Origin of the sequence: Paenibacillus amylolyticus, from assembly GCF_001570725.1 — a bacterium.
GTDB classification, from domain to species: Bacteria; Bacillota; Bacilli; order Paenibacillales; family Paenibacillaceae; genus Paenibacillus; species Paenibacillus amylolyticus_A.
Window position 1 is genome coordinate 47,288 of the sequence record NZ_BCNV01000009.1, and the last position, 17,842, is coordinate 65,129.

The window sequence follows — 17,842 nt, forward strand, 5'->3', positions numbered from 1 at the left end:
TTCCCTCATTGAATCATGGCCAAGTGTTCTGCGATCGGTCCAAGGGCAAGCGACGGGAAGAATGTGAGTGCGCCGACAACAACGATCATCATGACCAGAATGCCAGCAAAGAGAGGTGTGTGTGTCCGCAATGTTCCCGTGGTTACTGGTACAACCCGTTTTGTAGCGAGTGAACCCGCAATAGCCAGCATGGCGATCATCGAAACGTACCTTCCCAGCAGCATAACGATCCCAATCGCGATGTTGTAAAAGTCTGTATTGGCATTCAGGCCGGCAAAGGCCGATCCATTATTGGCTGCACCCGAGGCAAAAGCATAGAGAACTTCGGTCAGGCCATGCATGCCCCCGTTTGAGATGGACGCAATGGCTTCGGGCCGCATAAGCGCGAGTGCCGTTGGCGCCAGAATAATCAAAGGATGAATGAGCAAGGCGATGGATGCGAGCTTCACTTCTTTGCCCTCGATTTTTTTGCCCAGGAACTCAGGTGTGCGTCCCACCATCAATCCACAGATAAACACAGCCAGAATCACATACAACAGTCCGTTGATCAGTCCTACCCCTTTACCACCAAACACGTTATTGAGCATCATCTGAGCCAGTGATACCATGCCTCCAAGTGGAGTGAGCGACTCATGCATATTGTTGACCGAACCTGTAGTAGCCGCTGTCGTTACTGCCGTGAATAAAGCCGATTCGGGTATGCCAAACCTGACCTCTTTCCCCTCCATATTGCCCTGCAGACCTGCTGCATCCAACGCGGGTACACCGCGATATTCGGAGACAAATACGGTGGTCAACATCACAAGGAAAAGAAAACTCATCGCTGCGAACAATGCCCAACCCTGCTTCCGGTTATTGACCATCAAGCCGAAGGCGTATACCAGTGCAGTGGGCAACAGCATCATACAGACGATATGCACCAGATTGCTCAGGGCCGTCGGATTCTCGAATGGGTGTGCAGCATTGGTTCCAAACCAGCCACCACCGTTGGTGCCAATGTGTTTGATTGACTCCAGTGAAGCGACCAGTCCACGTGTAATGGTCTGCTGTCCACCTTCCAACGTGGTAGCGTTCACCGCTCCCGCAAGTGTCTGAGGCACACCCTGGAACACGAGGAATAAGGCTACGATGAAGCTCAGCGGCAAAAAAATCCTCGTAATCGACCGTACAAGGTCGACGTAAAAGTTCCCCAGTTCATCCCGGCGGCCTACCAGCCCGCGAATGAACGCAATAGCCACCGCGAATCCCGTCGCTGCCGACGTAAACATCGGAAACGTCACGGCCAGCATCTGTGACAGATACGACAAGGCGTTCTCGCCCGTATACGACTGCCAGTTCGTGTTGGTCATGAACGATACGGCCGTATTAAATGCCTGCGCCGCTGGCATATTGCCGATTCCATCCGGATTGAGCGGTAAATATTTTTGAAGTCGCAGCACCAGAAACATCAATACCAACATTACAAAGTTGGAGAGGAGAACGGCCGTGAGATACTTTTTCCACCCCATGGACTCATTCTCGCGTATGCCCATCACTCGATAGAGCAGTCGCTCCGGTCCTCCAAAAATCCGATCCAGCCCCGTCCGCTGTCCATCGAACACGTTCACTATATATTTTCCCACCGGTTTCACCAGCAGCAGAATAATCAGTAGCGTCACCGCTACTTGCACTACACCGATACCCATATCCGCATTTCCTCCCTATTCGATGTTCCCTTGTTCCGCATTACGCACATCGTCAGCATCAGAATTTCTCCGGCTTCACCAGCACATAACCGAGATAAATCACCAGTGCGAGTACAATCATGCCGATGACAATCATCTGGCTCCCCCTCTCTACCCTCAAGCCTTTTCGCAAAATTTCACAAATCCCCAAAACACCGCAAACAACAGCACAACCAATCCAATCATCGTGGCATCATTCACCATGCGCCCTTCCTCCCTCTCTCTACCGTTCTCTGCACCTGCTACATGTAAAATCGTAATACGAAACGCTGTAAAAAAGGGGTAAAGAAATGCTTCTATGGGTGTAAAAAAAGCGTAAAAAAAGACCCGCTCTCCTCAGCTAGGGGCTGAAAAGAACGGGTCTATGAAATTGTATTATTCATCCAAATGGATTCTGTGCCCACTGCAATAATCTCTTTTTCGTGATCTTGCCATGGGAGGTATGATTCACGACTTTTCCCTGATCGAGAAGAAGTACCTGCGGTGACTCATGGCGAACCTCTGTCTCTTCCGCAATGTGGCGGGATAACGAACGATCTTCAATCACTTTGACGATGCGGTAATCCATAGGTTGTTTGGGATCTGATGCATGGGTGCCCACAAACGCCATAAACTCTCTGTACGCTCTCGCACTGATTGGACAAGTCGTGCTGTGTTTCAGAATAAGTACCGGATGATCCTGCGAGCGATGAAGCGCGTCTTCCCAGTCACCAAGTTTGTGCAATTCATGGACATGTTCACTGAGCATATGTTCCGAGTCTGACCCCGTACGTTTGCTAACCACCGAACCGATTACAATGCCAAGCGCCAAGCCAAAAGCAATCCCGAGTCCAAGCTGCTGTGTAGCCGTACCAATACTGACTCCCATGGCAACACCTATAGCCAGCCATACGGCTTGATGATTCACCTTTTTATCCATATAGATCTTCCCTTCCTGAAATATGTATATCAAGGCTATATCTTCTCACCCTATTATTCTGATCAAATTATAGCATAGGCGTCTGTGAGCAGGCTTTGATAATCTTCATCCCCGGGTACAGATTTCAGTGATTGGATTTATGCAAAATGCTCATTTGTGATACACTGGTTGTAATTTGGAAACGATGAACATGAAGAATGGATTGGAAGGGCGGAAATTCCATATGACATACGCATTTATGATTGAACCGCAGGATTTTATAGCGCTGGATAACGAAGATGAACTGATTGAGAAATGTCAGGAGTGGGGCCTGCTTTCCGGTAAAGCGACCAAACTCAAAACGTTCTATTATAAAGGAAACGGATTGAACATGCCCTGCACCATCATTGGATATGTTGATCACATGGCAGCCGTTATTCAACTGGATAATGGACAAAAGCATTGTATTCACCCTTCGTATCTGAAGGAAATGCAAGCGTCCAGTTACAGCGCCAGAAGCATAAGTAATGCCGGGTCAGATCGAAGCACAGAATCGACAACTTCGGATACCGTCGTACCAGTTACCCCTGCTGATGTTACGTCAACTCCCGATGCACTAGTTAACCCGGATGAAATTCCGCCGGATCTGGATGATTCGGACGACACGGACACAGATGAATTCTCCTCGGGGATGAAGGGTGATCCGGATGGGCTAGTAGAAGAGTATGTTGGACCTCAAACCGGGGCAGCCAGTGAAGCCAAACCTAAAGCCAAAACAGCGAGCAAAGCCAAAACCGTCAAGATTGATCTGCCAGAAGGCAAAGTGAAGATGAGTGCCGTGGTCAAAGAATTCACCACCGTACCGAATCATTTCTCTGACAATGATGATGAAGTCATCATCTACGAAGCAGTTACCATAACGGAGCCAGACGTCATCGATGTTGGGGAAGCCTGGTCCAGCCACAGTGCTACGGTTAAGAAACAGGAACTCGAAGTGGGAGACGTTATCACGTTTGAAGCGAAAATCATCAAGAAGAAGCTGACACGTAACCCGGTTCCTTATAAAATCAACAACCCTTCCAAGATTCAGAAGGAAGGCTAATCAAGTGAGATTAATCACGAATCATTACAAAAATTAGCACAAAAAAACCTCCACAACTGCTCAAGGCAGATCGCGGAGGTTTTTGCCATTTGAAGGCTATATTAGCGAAAAGTACGCTCTTAAGCTTGTCCCGGCGTAGCACTAATCTGAAACTGTACACCAAATTTATCGACAACCGAGCCGTAGGCTGGACTCCAGAATGTCTCTTGTATCGGCATTTTCACTTCGCCGCCGTCTTGCAGTTGGTTGAAAATTGCTTTGGCTTCATCCGCCGTATTCGTGTTCACCGTAACCGTAACATGATTACCTACAGTGTACGGCATGCCTGGAAATGTGTCAGACAACATTAATACCGAGCTGCCAATCTGCAATGAAGCATGCATAATACGGTCTTTCGCTTCGGGCGGGATGGGGTGATTCGGGTCAGATGGACCGTCGCCAAACGTTTGAAGCGCGAGCACTTCCGCTCCAAATGCCTTTTGATAAAAATCTACCGCTTCACGTCCATTACCGTCTGTTACCAGATACACATTCAAGCTGATCGACATGCGTTCTTCATCTCCTTGGGCTCTTGTAATTATACGATTCACGCCACTTGCGACAAGAGTATATATGAACAGGTAGTCCTTTGACAAGCGTATATCTCGGCACTCATCTCTGCGGACCTTTACATAATTAGGGTTACCAACATATTCTGAATCCATCCCTCTCTCCACTACTGCTTGCGCTTGAGCATATAGTAGAGAACCGTGATCAGAACACCCGGAACCAGTGCTGCAAAACTGGTATAGATCAGACACCATTTCAACAAGGTAAATATCGGAGTGAGCTCAGCAAGCACAGGCGTACGTTCAGGATAGCGATACATAATCAGGGATGCACCTATATTTTCGAGCATATCCATAGCCCAACCTAAGACCGGAACCAGATTCACCCAGCGCCAGCGACTCTTAACCGGAAGCACACGATAGAGTACGGATAACAGAACAACTAATAGAGATAGATAGGCCAAGGGCCATATGAGGTCAAATGTGAATCGTGCCTGGATATAGGCGCTCCGCCCTGCTTCACCATACTGTTCAGCCATCTGATAAAGATCATTCGCCGTGTACAAAAAAGAGGAGTCTGGGGACTGCCCGCCACCTGTGGCCTCCTCCGACTTTGCCGCCTGCCAGGGCAGAATAAATGCAATGAAACAGGCAAATATAACAACTGCAGCTACAACCCATTTCCAATTGACCCGCTGATAGAACCAATTTGACACTTTATTGAGCATGTTCTGTCCCCTTTCCGATAAAAAAAAGACCACTCTCCCGAATCCTGTCGGTAAAATGGTTGTGTTCAATCCTATGAAGTTATCGAGCTTGAACGATGTTATCTATTTCACTTTTCAATAAGAGGTATCGGTGAACACTTCTCATGATCGGGACCTTCGTTAGTTTGTTCTTGTCCACGTACAGTTTCATCTGGTCTTTGGTCAAGCCGAGCAAACTTCCAGCTTCCGATACCGTCAATACTACCTCGGGGTTCGTAGCATTAAACGTCTTCTTTACTTTCTGATTCCAGTCCTCGAATACCTGCATAGATCAGCGACCTCTCCTATCCATAGCCAGTTATTATCAGGCTGAATATATCCATTATACCACACTTGTGATGCTCGTAACTTAATCCTTGCGCAGAACCATATTCTGATAGGCTTATTCGCGTGCTGTAGCATAACAAAAAGAGCCACTTTTGAACGTGGCCCTTGATTATATCTCTATAATGTTCTTACGCCTCTTCCCAGAAGCGACGCAGGTTGTCCATGGCAATTTTGGATGCGGATTTGCATTCCTCCATGCCTTCGAACTCCACCGTAATGTGGCCATCATAGCCGGAGTCTTTGATCAACTTTACAATTTTGCGGATCGGAATATCCCCTTGCCCAACGATGGCACCACGCAGGAAGTTGCCGTAGGCTGTGGTGAACCATTCACCTTCACCCGGATGCTCATCATAAGGACGGAAGTAGAAGTCTTTGAAGTGGACCAGAGAAGCGTACGGCAGATTTTTCATGACGCCGATGATCGGGTTCTCATCCACGCACATGAAGTTGCCTATATCGAGTGTTGTTTTGAAGTTCGGACGATCTATAGCATGCAGCACACGTTGCACCCGATCACTCGCCTGCACACTGAAGCCGTGATTCTCAATGGTCGTGGTAATACCAAACTGCGCAGCATAGTCCGCAATGATCTGGCTTCCCCGCACCATCAGCGGCAGATGTTCCTCGAACCAGGCAATGGTCATCTTCTCCTTCGGCAGGGTAAACGCCGTGACGTCATGACGCAGATGTTTTACTCCCATCCGGTGTACGACATCCACATGCCTTTTGACCCGAGCCATCTCTTCTGCAAACGCCTCTTCCGTCTCCTGCACGAAATTCGCTGGCATCGAGTAATTGGACAGTTCAATACCCGCAGACGCTGCCCGTTCTCGAATTGCATCCGCCAGATCGTGATTATCCTCCACGGTATAACCGTAAGGCACCATCTCCATATGCTCGCCGCCGTTCGCCGCAATCCAGTCGATCACATCCAGCACCGTCATCTCACCCGAATTCAAATCGTTCAACAAACTATACGTGCTCAGGCCCACTTTCATCTGCTCAGCTCCCTATCGATATTGTTGGATAAATTGAACGGCCTTGCGAATGTCCTGCTCCGGCTGATGCCCAACCTCGCGTTCAATTGTCAGATAACCGGTGTAACCAATCTCCTGAAGCGCTGCAAAGTATCCGTCAAAATCAACGCCCCCCTCGCCCAGAGGAACCTCGCGGAAGAATGTTCCGGAAGAGACCATCTCGGCAATCTTTTCGTGATTCATAGGGGCATAACCGACCGCTCCATATACGTCTCGTGGGTCAACTTCCTTCAGCCGCACACCATCCTTCACATGGGTATGTACGATGTAATCCTTGAGCAGATGAACGCCCCGCGCCGGATCATCTCCAGTCACCATCACCATATTCGCCGGGTCAAAATTCACTGATACTCCGTTGGTCGACAGCGTATCCAGGAATCCTTTTAAGTCAGCAGCCGTTTCCGGTCCTGTCTCAATGGCAAAGTACGCACCAACACTCTTGGCGTATTGGCCCAGCTCCTCACAAGCAGCGTGCAGCGTAGCATAGACCTCCGATGAAGGGTCATGTGGAACAATGCCGATATGTGTTGTGACGATGTTAGTGCCCAGATCGAGGGCCAGATCCACGATCCGCTTAGACTTCTCCACTTTCCACGGATTATCTTCCTTGACCTGAAACCCATGTCCGCCCAAATCGCCAACCAATGCTGAAATTTCGAGACCTAGAGAATCGATGTAACTCTTTAGCTCCTTGCGCGCCGCAGGCGACAAATTTTCAGGGTCCATCTCTCCCTTGACGGCATAGATCTGCACACCTTCTGCACCTACGTCTTTGGCTTTGTTCAACCCTTCCCGTACACCTACGCCAAAGCTATCCACGATGACACCGATCTTATTCGTTAATTTCATGTCATACCTCCTGAAGATTACGTATTTGGATTCACTGGAACAAGTTTCACCGACTTAATCTCATACGGTTTGAAGGTCAGTTCGAATGCTCCGTTCGGACAAGCCAACGGATGGATCTCATCCTCCAGCAGATTAATGATGGACGCTTTGATTTCCTTTTCAGCCCACTGAACCTGCACCGTTTCCCGACCTCCGGATGATTCGTAGAAACGCAGCACCGTTCCAGAGCCGTCTTCCGCAGCCTTAATGGCATCCAGAATGACATGCTCACTGTGGAACTGAACCCAAGCATGTTCAGCTGGCAAGTGACCGGAAGACTGACTCGCTGCCACAACTTCCACCGGATGATTCAGCTCCATCGCCCGACGAACGACGGCAGCTTGTCGCCAATCGCCCTGGTGGGGCAGGATCGAATACGTGAATTCATGATCGCCCTGATCGGCATGTTCATCCGGCCATTTCGGGGCACGAAGCAGGGACAAGCGGATCGTTCGATCCTTGATGTCATACCCGTACTTGCAATCATTCAGCAAACTCACACCGCTGTTGCCCTCCGAGATATCCGCCCAACGATGCCCGCAGACCTCGAACTGCGCCTGCTCCCAACTGGTGTTGTTATGAGTTGGACGCTCCAACGCTCCAAACGGAATTTCATAGGCTGCTTTGGCTGCCACCAGATCCACCGGAAATGCCACCTTGAGCAGCTTATGGCTCTCAGTCCAGTTCACTTTCGTATGGAAATCAACACGCCGCTGGTGACGATGTAAAATGATATCCTGACTGATCTCCGATTGATTCAGCTTCCAGACAAAACGTAGTACATCTCGCGTAGTCCCGCGTTGTACAACCTCTCTGGAGATCAACTGCACCGCACCAGCTCGCTGGGATTCAAACCGTGGATCGATATCCCATGCATCCCAGTACGTCGGTTTGTCGTGGAAAAACTGCCACTCATTCGCCCGATCACCGGGCTTCAGCCAGTCGCGTCCTACCGATTTGTCATACCATCGGGTGATCTCTCCCAATTCATTGAACTCAAGCGTGTAGAATTCAGTTTCCCATGTGGAAGGGAAAGATTCTTCTCCCCTTACTGGAAGGATAACATCCGATGCCTCGCGCAGCCATATGGTTGTATACCCAAAAGCAGGAATCGATGGAACATGCACGAGCAGCGTATACTTGTCTTCCTTTTGTTCAAGATCACAGGCCAGACGCTTTCCTTGACGATCAAATGCAGCAAGCCCTGCGAGATGGGCATCGCCTGTAATGGTGACATTTTCTCCCCGTTCCCAGCCGAGGCTGTTGAATATAATGTAGGGAAGACCATCGACTTCATCTGTTGCAATGTTCTCCGCAAGGGTATCCAACGTTTCCCGCAGTGCGGATGTACCTAATGCAAATACCTTCGTGTACTCCTCGGTGGACGTTACGTATACTTCAGGAATCGACGTTCCCGGAATAATGTCATGGAATTGGTTGAGCATAATCAGCTTCCAGCCCTCATCCAGATCATTCTTCGTGTGTGCAGCCCAAGCTCCGGCAAATTGCCCCCAGATCTCCGCTTCCCGATACAGTACCTCTGCCTTTCGATTGCTACGTTTGTTCCTCGCATGAGTCGTGTAGGTTCCGCGATGCAGCTCCAGGTACAAGTCCCCGTGCCATTTCGGCAACGTCGGATGATTTAATGATATGTCTTCAAAAAAAGCACCAGCCGTGCTGAATTTGCTGATCGGCTGTCCGACCATCAAATGGGATCGCTCCGCAAACTCCACCATCTCATTCGTCACGCCGCCACCACCATCGCCATGTCCATAAAGCAACATCTGCTCAGGATGCACATCCTTCTGTTTATACGATTGCCAGTGTTCATCCACATCTTTGGGACGCGTATGTTCATTCACGCCATGATTCAGATACGCCAGCACGGAAGTTCCGTCAATGCCTACCCAGTCGAAGAGGTCATACGGAAACGCATTGGTATCATTCCAATTCAGCTTGGTGGTCATAAAATAAGGAATATCCGCGAGCTTCAGCATCTGCGGCAAGGAAGCACAGTAGCCAAAGGTATCCGGCAGCCACTCGATGTTGGAGCGCTTGCCAAATTCCGCCTGATAAAAGTTCTGTCCATACAGAATCTGCCGAACTAACGACTCGCCACTCGGAATATTCAGATCCGGCTCGACCCACATGCCTCCAACCAACTCCCAGCGGCCTTCGGCAATGCGGGCTTTAACTCGCTCGTACAGCTCCGGGTAATGATCCTTCACGAAGGCATACAACTGCGGCTGGCTCTGGGAATACACAAAATCCGGGTACGTGTCCATCAACGTACACATGGTCGAGAACGTGCGACTGGACTTGCGAACCGTCTCACGTACAGGCCACAGCCAGGCAATATCAATATGGGATTGTCCAACCAGATGCATGAAGCCACTTCGATACTCCTCCGGGTCTTCCTGCTGTACCGACTGTACTAATCCATGTTCAAAGTTCTGTATCCAGGCTGCATCACTCCAGCGGTTCGGGTCATTGTACATGTCATCCATCACCTGATGAATGGCTTGAACAAGTGCCATCCGCTTAGGTTCCTTCTCGTTATATGCCCGGAGCGACTCGGCGAGTACCGTCACACTGTACATTAGGCTCTGCAGTGGCTGATTAACATGAACCAGTGCTGCCCGAATGCCCTGAATAGGCGGCTGGATAACGGCTTGTCGGTTGAGTGGATCATGCGGCTCTGGAATCGGATCGTAGAGTTCAATCTCCAACTGCGGCGTATTGCCAACACCACTCCTTGGAAGGGGTACGAACCCGTGGTTCCGGTCTAGTCCGTGATAAGGTATGCCATTCACCCTCAGCAGCCCTTCTCCTCCTGCCTCGAAGATCAGCCCAACAGCTTGATCTTGCCATTCCGCCGGAATCTCCACACGATTACTCAGAAAATATGTCGTGCCGTGTACGCTGTTCAGCGGATTCAAGCTTTGCATGGCCTTGTCTGCCTGCTCATCTTCATTTTCATATCCCTGCTCGTACTCGTATTCCCCTGGCAGAATGTATCTGGCCCGCTGCATCTCCCACGCCGGAAGCTCGATCGTATCCAGCCATTGCCGCTGCTTCAGATCCTCGATGAATCGCTGAATTCGAATCATACCTCCACCCCCACCTTCTGGATCTGCAGACTGCAAGCAGTCCATTCTATAGAACTACGGCCAACCATGAGCCTGAATTCACCCGGTTCTACGACAGACTGGAGACGAGAGTCGATCAGTGCGAGATGTTCTTTTTGCACAGGGAATATAACGGTCTGGGTCTGTCCTGGCTCCAGATGAATTTTACGAAAACCCTTAAGTGACATTTCAGCACGCGTAACCGAAGCCGACACATCCGTGATGTATAACTGCACAACCTCGCTTCCCAATACGGCTCCCGTATTCGTGACTTCAACCATCACCTGTGCTTCATCATCCGGCCCAATTACGTCTGGTATTACTCTTACATTCTCGTATTTGAATTTGGTATAGCTCAGCCCATATCCGAACGGATACTGCGGCGCAAGATCCATCTCCAGATACCGCTTGCCACGAGTGCGTTTGGCATGGTAATAGACCGGAAGTTGCCCAACATGCTTGGGAATGGAGACGGTAAGGCGGCCCGATGGATTCACATCGCCGAACAAAATATCCGCGATGGCGTTACCACCTTCCTGCCCAGGGTACCACGCTTCCAAAATGGCATGGACATGCTCATCAATCCAAGGTTCAGCAATGGGACGGCCGTTGATATAGACCACGATAACGGGTTTTCCCAGCTTATGTACCTCCTGCACCAGCTCCAATTGAACGCCCATGAGATTCAGGGACGCTCGGTCAATACCCTCACCACACTCCATGTCGTTCCATGGATCATCCGTTACCACAGAAGCACCTGTCCGCAAGTCTATCGTGCCTTCACCAAAATCACGGGCGCTCGAACCACCCATCACCATCACGATGACATCGGCCTGTTCCGCACAGGCGAGCGCTTGTGCAAAGCCCTCTTTGGAATCGCCTTTAATCCGGCAACCGGGTGCATACAGCACCTGACCCGAATCCGCGCCAAGTTTGCGCGTAATGCCATCCAGTACGGTGACGATGTGTTCTCTCAGCTGTGGCGAGGTATAGTCCCCAAGCTGGTTATAGATATGGTTCGCGTTTGGACCAATGACAGCCAGCTTTGTACCTGTTTTGCCGAGTGGGAGGGTAGCCCCTTCATTTTTCAGTAAAACAATTCCCTCTTGCGCTACTTCCCTCGCCAGCTGAGTATGGTCTTCACATCCGATAACCTGCTCTGCAAAGTCTGGATCAACGAAAGGCTTTTCAAATAACCCGAGTCTGAATTTCATCTCCAACACCCGCCACACAGCCAAGTCCAGATCCTTCTCTTCAATCAATCCCTGCTCCAGCGCCTGACCGAGATGTTTGCGGTACATGTACCCGGACATCTCCATGTCTACCCCTGCCTGAAGGGACTGGGCTACGGCCTGCTCCCCGTTCTCGGCGGTGTTATGTCCGTGGACCAGCATCTGAATGGCGCCAAAATCAGTAATGACGAATCCATCAAACCCCCACTGCTCACGCAGAAGGTCATTCAGCAGATACGTACTGGAGGTACAAGGTACGCCATCTATCTCGTTATAAGCGGTCATCACGGAACATGCCCCCGCTTCCACTGCCTTTTTGAACGGCAACAGATCTATTTCATGCAATTCACGTAAGCCCATATGAACTGGAGCAGCATTGCGCCCCCCCTCTGAACTACCATAAGCTGCAAAATGCTTAAGTGTCGCCACAATTGTCTGATTGGAATCAAGGCGGTCACCCTGTAGTCCCTGCATGGCTTCTACTGCAAACTCACCGATTAAATATGGATCTTCGGCAAAACATTCCTCTGTCCGTCCCCATCTCGGGTCACGTACGACATCAAGCACCGGGGAATACGTTGCCGATCCCCCTTGACTCCGAGTCTCCACAGCGATGGCTTCACACATCTTGCGGTATAACTCCAAATTCCACGTACTGCCCACAGTTAAAGGTACCGGAAATACTGTCGCCCCAATCGCCATATGCCCGTGGGAACACTCTTCTCCGAACAAAATGGGAATGCCCAGCCGGGAATGCTCCATGGCATACTGCTGAATGACATTTGTAGCAACAGCTCCTTGTCGTGGGGTCAGCCCCGTTTCCAGCGTCACTTCAGTCCATGGATCGGCCCGAAGCACACCGTACAGAGAACCGACACCGCCCTGTTCCATGTCCGCTTTGAACTCTTCCGTCACCCGTACTGTACCATCAGCTAATTTGTCATACGTCTTCCACCCCATCGGCTGGATGAGTTGTCCGATCTTTTCGGCTGTTGTCATCCGTCCGATTAGATCCTGAACCCGTTCCTGAATGGGAAGCGAAGCATCTTTATAGTTCATATGCACATTCTCCTTATGCGTTCGGAATTAGTTAGGCGCGTGCACTTACATCACATGGCTTTGCGGTAGTCACTTGGTGCCACACCCACCACATTCTTGAAAGCCCGATTGAAGGAATTATAGTTCGTGTATCCCACTTCCTCACTGATCTCCTGAATAGCCTTATCGGTCTCCTGCATGAGCAGCTTGGCTTTTTCGATGCGATGACTAATGAGCAGATCCACAAACTTCTCCCCAATCTCATCCTTGAAAAGCTTGCTCAGATACTTCGGATTAATATCGAATAGATCACTAAGGTAGTTCAGCGACAGATCAGGATTGTTGTAATGCTCTTCGATATATTTGCGAATCTCCAGAATATGTGATCTGTGTTTTCGAGAACATTGCAGCGTCTGCATCTGCAGCGCCAGTTCCCTGAACCCTTCCCAGCACAGCTCACGTAGGTCATTTAACGTCTCCCAGCCCTCAAGCCTTGGCAGAAGTGGGGTGAATATAGCAGCCCACGACTCCTGGTACTCTCGTGGAAGTTCGGCGAATTCCCGATTGTAATGTTGAAATAACAATTGGATCGTATTCATAATCTCCTGACGGGACAGGACGGACTCGCTAATCTGCTCAAATAGCCTTTCAAAATGCTTTTCCCAGACATCGTCCGATAAACGCATCGCCTGCACCAGCAGTGAGATGGTCTTCAGGAACTCATACACATCATTGGTCGAATTCGGTACATCGCTACATGGAATGATGCGATTCATCCCCAGTACAGCCTTGTACTCCAGCGCGTGCACAGCTTCTTTCAATGAAGCTCTCAGTCCCCGAATATCGACAGCGACCCGACCAACACCGATGGTCACGGTGAAGTTCAGATACTGATCGATTCTGTCCAGATAACCAGCGAGCAATCGATGCTCGGTCTCCTCAGCCTGTTCCATTCCCGGAATCCAGAGGATAGCGTACAGACGCTGATCGGAGATCCATTCAGCCCATACTTCCGTTCCTTCATGACGCGCACTCTCCTGCAGAATACTGGATAACACGAATTTCAGGAGGGATTGGTCCTGATCATGATACTCCGTTACAAATGCATCATACCGATCCATCTCGACTACCATGACGGCCCAACGATGCTCCAGCTCAGGCAGTTTGAACTTCCTCATCTCTGCTGTCAGCTCCGTGCTCGTAAAGTCTCTTGTGCCCTCCAGCAACTCCTGAAAGAACATTTTTTTCTGCAAAATCAGATTCTCTTCATGCTCCTCCCGATATTGTCTCGTCTGATCAATCATGCGTTCCAGCGTTGTATGAATGAATCGGAACTCATTCTCTTTGCCATAGTTCAGCCCCGATTGCTTCTGTGAAGAGACGGTCTGAATTAACGTGACAATCTGCTGAATCGGCTTGTAGTTTCTGCGGGTCACATAGATCACCCATACCACGCCAATTAACACAACCACTACAGCAAAGGCAAACCAGATATTATAAAATTGCAGAGCCAATTTGACGATTTTGCCATTGTTGAGACCTGTCTGCACCTTCCAACCACTGTAACTCGACGTAAATTCCGAGAAGACTTCTCCCGAAGTGGTTTTAGTAGAAGCTGTAACCCCTTCTGGCATGCTGCTATCCCACAGATTGCCGCCTGATCGGTTGAAGATGTTCACGAACGTAAATTCTGGATCATACATCTGCATGATGGATTTTCTCAAGGTACTCAGATCCACGTTCGTGACCACAAGTCCTTTGCCGTTCCCTACACTTCGCACAATCGTAATCACCTGCTCCGTCGCTTGCGAAGGAAAAGCCCTGAACGCTCGTGCTCCTGCCCATTTCTGTTCATCCCTTGACCGGCTATCTGCAATGAAGTCTGCATCCGGGAACTCTTCAATCGGAACAGCCTTCCCGTTACTGAAGACCGTGCCATCTCCATATCGAACGAGATATATCGAATCGATCAGCGGATACTCTATTTTCAATTCATCAACTACCTGGACCGCCTGAATGCCTGCATACACATCTTCGCTGCCAGATACCGAGAAATAATTCTTCAAGTTAGGGTTGGTCAAAATTTCACGCAGTACCTTGAAGTCGATAGAACGCAGGGAGTTGTCCAGATATTGCGTAACCTGTGAGGCAAGGAATTCATTCGCCTTGAGCGCTTCTCTACGATTCTGTTCATTGAATACCTGAAAGAAAATAAAGAATAAAATGGTCGTCACAATAAAGAAAACAGGCAGATACGATAACAGCAAACGCCTAAACCAATTGTTATTCATCTCCGAGATCCCCCCACCGTTACTGTTCATGCTGAATGACGACAAATAGTTGTGCTGATCGCTAATTTCCCATAAATGTTCAGTACATTATATCGGATGACGTGGGGTTGTCATAGGAGAAGACCGTCCCGGTCACGGGTGACAGACGGGACAGCCTCTATATGGAATCCTTCAATTATTGATTCTTCTCAATGGCACGCTGGTAGATCTCAAGGTAATTACTCAACCCCAGACCATCAAAGCCTTTAACATACGAATCCCATTCCTTATCAATGCTCTTGCTACCAATAATGAACTGCGCCATATTCGTCTGCACATAATCCTTGATGGCCGTAGTCAGTTGTGCAGCTGATTCCGTATCCTCTGGACGAATAAATACGTTCGCAGGGTATACTTCTTTGGGTGCATAAGGTTCATACACATTGGTCGCTTGAGCCAAACGTGTACCATAACCCTCTGCTTCTAATGGATTCTGTCCTTCGGCAAACAGATTACGGAACGTGTTGGACAAGTCATGCGCTCCAATCTGTGACCAGCTCTCGTTCACAACAACGTTAGGATCACGCTCAGGCAGGTTGTAGTAGCTGTATTTGGCCGGCTCGCCATTGATGTTTTTCTCATCGGCATCTGCCTTCTTCCAGCCCTTGCCTTCGGTTGGACCATATTCCGCGTACAGCGCACCTTCTTCACTGAACATGTAATCTACGATTTTGATGGCGGCAATCTGCTGTGCTTCTGTCGCTTTGTTGGTAATGGCAAACTCAAACTCACCTACGCTCTGCGTGGCGCCTGTCGTCTGCACTCCATCCGGCCCTTTCAATGGAGGAACGATCTCCCAGTGCTGGTGACGGGTGATGTCTTTGTCATAGGTATTCACGAGATAACTGACCAGCGCCGTCGTAATGGAGCCGACCACTTCATCGCCTTCCTTGTTCCCTAGCTGTCCAATCGCCTGATCGTTTTGCGTGAAGGAAGCCGGATCAATCAGGCCATCTGCATACAGCTTGTTCATGTATTCCAGCCCTTTCTTCCAGCCTTCTTGATTGGCGGCAAAACTCACCTTGCCATCGTTCACGATCAGGTATTTGTCGTTATCATTGTATATAAAGCTATTCATCAGGTAGGCATCAATATTGCCATTCCATACATACTTGTTCGGTGCGCCCGTGAGTGGAATCTCGTCCGCTTTCCCGTTACCATTTGGATCTTGTGTCTTAAACGCCTTCAGAACGGTGTACAGTTCGTCTGTTGTGGTTGGCATTTTCAGACCCAAATTATCGAGCCACTCCGTGTTGATCCAGTATTTTTGTGCATACGTACAGTGGTAACATTCATTGAAGATCGGTAGCGCATAGATGTTGCCATCCGGTGCCGTGATGGCTTCTTTGAAGTATGGCTTCTCTTCCATAATCTTGGTCAGGTTCGGACCATACTCCTGAATCAGATCTTGTAGCGGAAGGAACACGCCCTGTTTTCCATAGGTTTGAAGGTCTGAGGTGGTGAACTTGCCGTGAAGAAACACTTCCGGATAGTCACCACTGGCCAGCAGCAATTGTCTGCGATCCTGTAAGGCGTCCGTTGGGGCCAGATCCCATTTCAGGGTAACGTCGAACTTGTCTTCGATAAACTGGGTAAATTCGTTCTCTTCCATAGACGCTTTGCCTTGCGGAGCAAAGAAGGTCATGGTTACAGGACCGCCGCTCTCCCCGCTACCGTCGCTACTTCCACCCGATTCCTCGGATGAACTGCATGCGGACAACAAAGCCATCGAAGCAAAGACCAGAAACAACACCGAAATCCAAGATTTTCTCAATCTGACTCCTCCTTTTTGTTTATAACGGCAAATTATTGACTTGTACTGCACGTGTATAAAATCGACCCCGGAAGCCGGCGTGTTCCTTCCACCCCCTCTCAAGAGGCAACCGGGCTTAATTCACAAGGATTAACCTTTGAGGGAACCCACCATGACCCCTTTGACAAAATGCTTCTGTACAAATGGATACATGATTAGAATTGGAATACTCGCAACAACGATCAGGGCATATTTCAACACCTGCTCGAACCCTTGGTCCCGCATCTGTTGGCTGGTATTGGCGAGCATCGCCGGATCAGCCGCGTTCAGGATGAGCAGATTACGAAGCACGTATTGCAGAGGGAACAACTTCTCGGAGCGCAGGTAGATCAGTGCATCAAAGTACGCATTCCAGTGACCTACGGCATACATGAGTGTCATGACCGCCAGAATGGGCTTCGATAAGGGAAGAACCACGCTGATCAGATACCGGATATCCCGGCAACCGTCCATTTCCGCGGCCTCGCCAAGCTCTTCCGGGATGGAAGATTGGAAGAACGTTCTTGCCACGATGACCTGGAACACCGCGAGCGCCCCGGGCAGCCACATCGCCCAACGTGTATCCAGCAGGTGCAAGTCCTTCATCAGAAGGTAGGTGGGAATCAGACCACCATCAAAGAACATCGTGATCATCATGAAGATGATGATAGCCCCTCGTCCATAGAACGATTTTCGTGACAAGGGATACGCCAGCATGACGGTCAGCACCACGTTAATGAACGTACCCACCACGGTGTAGATGATCGTGTTATAAAAACCGAGCATAAGCTGTTGGCTTTTGAAAATGGAGATGTACGCCTTGATGTTAAAGTCTACCGGGAACAGCCACACCTGACCGGATGTCACGGCTCGTGAAGAGCTGAACGAAGAACTGATGATATACAAGAGCGGGTAAAACACCGTTAGCAGTATGGCGAACAGAAAGATGTAGTTAAGTGTCATGAAAATGCGGTCACCGAGCGGGTCCTTGATCCGGTTACGATTAATCAGGTTGAACATGGATAAGC

General features: G+C 49.5%; 14 protein-coding genes. 1 reads left to right on the forward strand and 13 read right to left on the reverse strand.

Annotated features, from left to right (window positions below; translation table 11 throughout):
- Nucleotides 1-5: 5 nt before the first annotated feature.
- The 3 genes from kdpA to ytxJ all read right to left on the reverse strand — a co-directional run bounded on the left by kdpA (nucleotide 6) and on the right by ytxJ (nucleotide 2,643).
- A complete protein-coding gene (gene kdpA / locus PAHA3_RS26690) occupies nucleotides 6-1,685 on the reverse strand; it encodes a potassium-transporting ATPase subunit KdpA (RefSeq protein WP_062837701.1) in 1,680 nt (559 codons plus the stop codon).
- Between the two features lie 58 nt (nucleotides 1,686-1,743).
- Nucleotides 1,744-1,857 carry a potassium-transporting ATPase subunit F gene (locus tag PAHA3_RS30060; protein WP_082763026.1) on the reverse strand — a complete coding sequence of 38 codons (114 nt, stop codon included), beginning with the start codon at nucleotides 1,855-1,857 and terminating at the stop codon, nucleotides 1,744-1,746.
- 246 nt (nucleotides 1,858-2,103) lie between these two features.
- The gene (gene ytxJ / locus PAHA3_RS26695; RefSeq protein WP_235599578.1) at nucleotides 2,104-2,643 is read right to left on the reverse strand and encodes a bacillithiol system redox-active protein YtxJ; all 540 of its coding nucleotides are present in this window, start codon (nucleotides 2,641-2,643) and stop codon (nucleotides 2,104-2,106) included.
- 223 nt (nucleotides 2,644-2,866) lie between these two features.
- On the opposite strand from ytxJ, the gene PAHA3_RS26700 reads away from it, so the two are divergent.
- Nucleotides 2,867-3,724 (forward strand): hypothetical protein, encoded by an 858-nt coding sequence (locus PAHA3_RS26700; RefSeq protein ID WP_062837784.1) that lies wholly within the window; start codon nucleotides 2,867-2,869, stop codon nucleotides 3,722-3,724.
- 119 nt (nucleotides 3,725-3,843) lie between these two features.
- On the opposite strand, the gene PAHA3_RS26705 is transcribed toward PAHA3_RS26700, so the two are convergent.
- The 10 genes from PAHA3_RS26705 to PAHA3_RS26750 all read right to left on the reverse strand — a co-directional run bounded on the left by PAHA3_RS26705 (nucleotide 3,844) and on the right by PAHA3_RS26750 (nucleotide 17,834).
- Complete coding sequence (locus PAHA3_RS26705) at nucleotides 3,844-4,272, reverse strand: VOC family protein (RefSeq protein WP_062837702.1); 429 nt, start codon at nucleotides 4,270-4,272, stop codon at nucleotides 3,844-3,846.
- 167 nt (nucleotides 4,273-4,439) lie between these two features.
- Nucleotides 4,440-5,000, reverse strand: a complete 561-nt coding sequence (locus PAHA3_RS26710; protein ID WP_062837703.1) for a hypothetical protein — start codon at nucleotides 4,998-5,000, stop codon at nucleotides 4,440-4,442.
- A gap of 79 nt (nucleotides 5,001-5,079) precedes the next feature.
- The gene (locus PAHA3_RS26715) at nucleotides 5,080-5,307 is read right to left on the reverse strand and encodes a hypothetical protein (RefSeq protein ID WP_062837704.1); all 228 of its coding nucleotides are present in this window, start codon (nucleotides 5,305-5,307) and stop codon (nucleotides 5,080-5,082) included.
- A 187-nt stretch (nucleotides 5,308-5,494) separates the two neighbouring features.
- The gene (locus PAHA3_RS26720; RefSeq protein WP_062837705.1) at nucleotides 5,495-6,367 is read right to left on the reverse strand and encodes a sugar phosphate isomerase/epimerase family protein; all 873 of its coding nucleotides are present in this window, start codon (nucleotides 6,365-6,367) and stop codon (nucleotides 5,495-5,497) included.
- Between the two features lie 12 nt (nucleotides 6,368-6,379).
- Nucleotides 6,380-7,255, reverse strand: a complete 876-nt coding sequence (locus tag PAHA3_RS26725) for a sugar phosphate isomerase/epimerase family protein (RefSeq protein ID WP_062837706.1) — start codon at nucleotides 7,253-7,255, stop codon at nucleotides 6,380-6,382.
- Between the two features lie 17 nt (nucleotides 7,256-7,272).
- Nucleotides 7,273-10,404: an alpha-mannosidase gene (locus PAHA3_RS26730; RefSeq protein WP_062837707.1), complete on the reverse strand. Its 3,132-nt coding sequence runs from the start codon at nucleotides 10,402-10,404 to the stop codon at nucleotides 7,273-7,275.
- On the reverse strand, nucleotides 10,401-12,713 hold the full coding sequence (locus PAHA3_RS26735; protein WP_062837708.1) for a glycoside hydrolase family 3 N-terminal domain-containing protein: 2,313 nt from the start codon (nucleotides 12,711-12,713) through the stop codon (nucleotides 10,401-10,403). Before PAHA3_RS26735 ends, PAHA3_RS26730 begins: the two co-directional genes overlap by 4 nt.
- 50 nt (nucleotides 12,714-12,763) lie before the next feature.
- Nucleotides 12,764-14,983 (reverse strand): helix-turn-helix domain-containing protein, encoded by a 2,220-nt coding sequence (locus PAHA3_RS26740; protein WP_062837709.1) that lies wholly within the window; start codon nucleotides 14,981-14,983, stop codon nucleotides 12,764-12,766.
- A gap of 175 nt (nucleotides 14,984-15,158) precedes the next feature.
- Nucleotides 15,159-16,796, reverse strand: coding sequence for an extracellular solute-binding protein (locus tag PAHA3_RS26745; protein WP_062837710.1), 1,638 nt, complete (start codon nucleotides 16,794-16,796; stop codon nucleotides 15,159-15,161).
- A 129-nt stretch (nucleotides 16,797-16,925) separates the two neighbouring features.
- Nucleotides 16,926-17,834 carry a carbohydrate ABC transporter permease gene (locus tag PAHA3_RS26750; RefSeq protein ID WP_082763028.1) on the reverse strand — a complete coding sequence of 303 codons (909 nt, stop codon included), beginning with the start codon at nucleotides 17,832-17,834 and terminating at the stop codon, nucleotides 16,926-16,928.
- Nucleotides 17,835-17,842 lie beyond the last annotated feature (8 nt).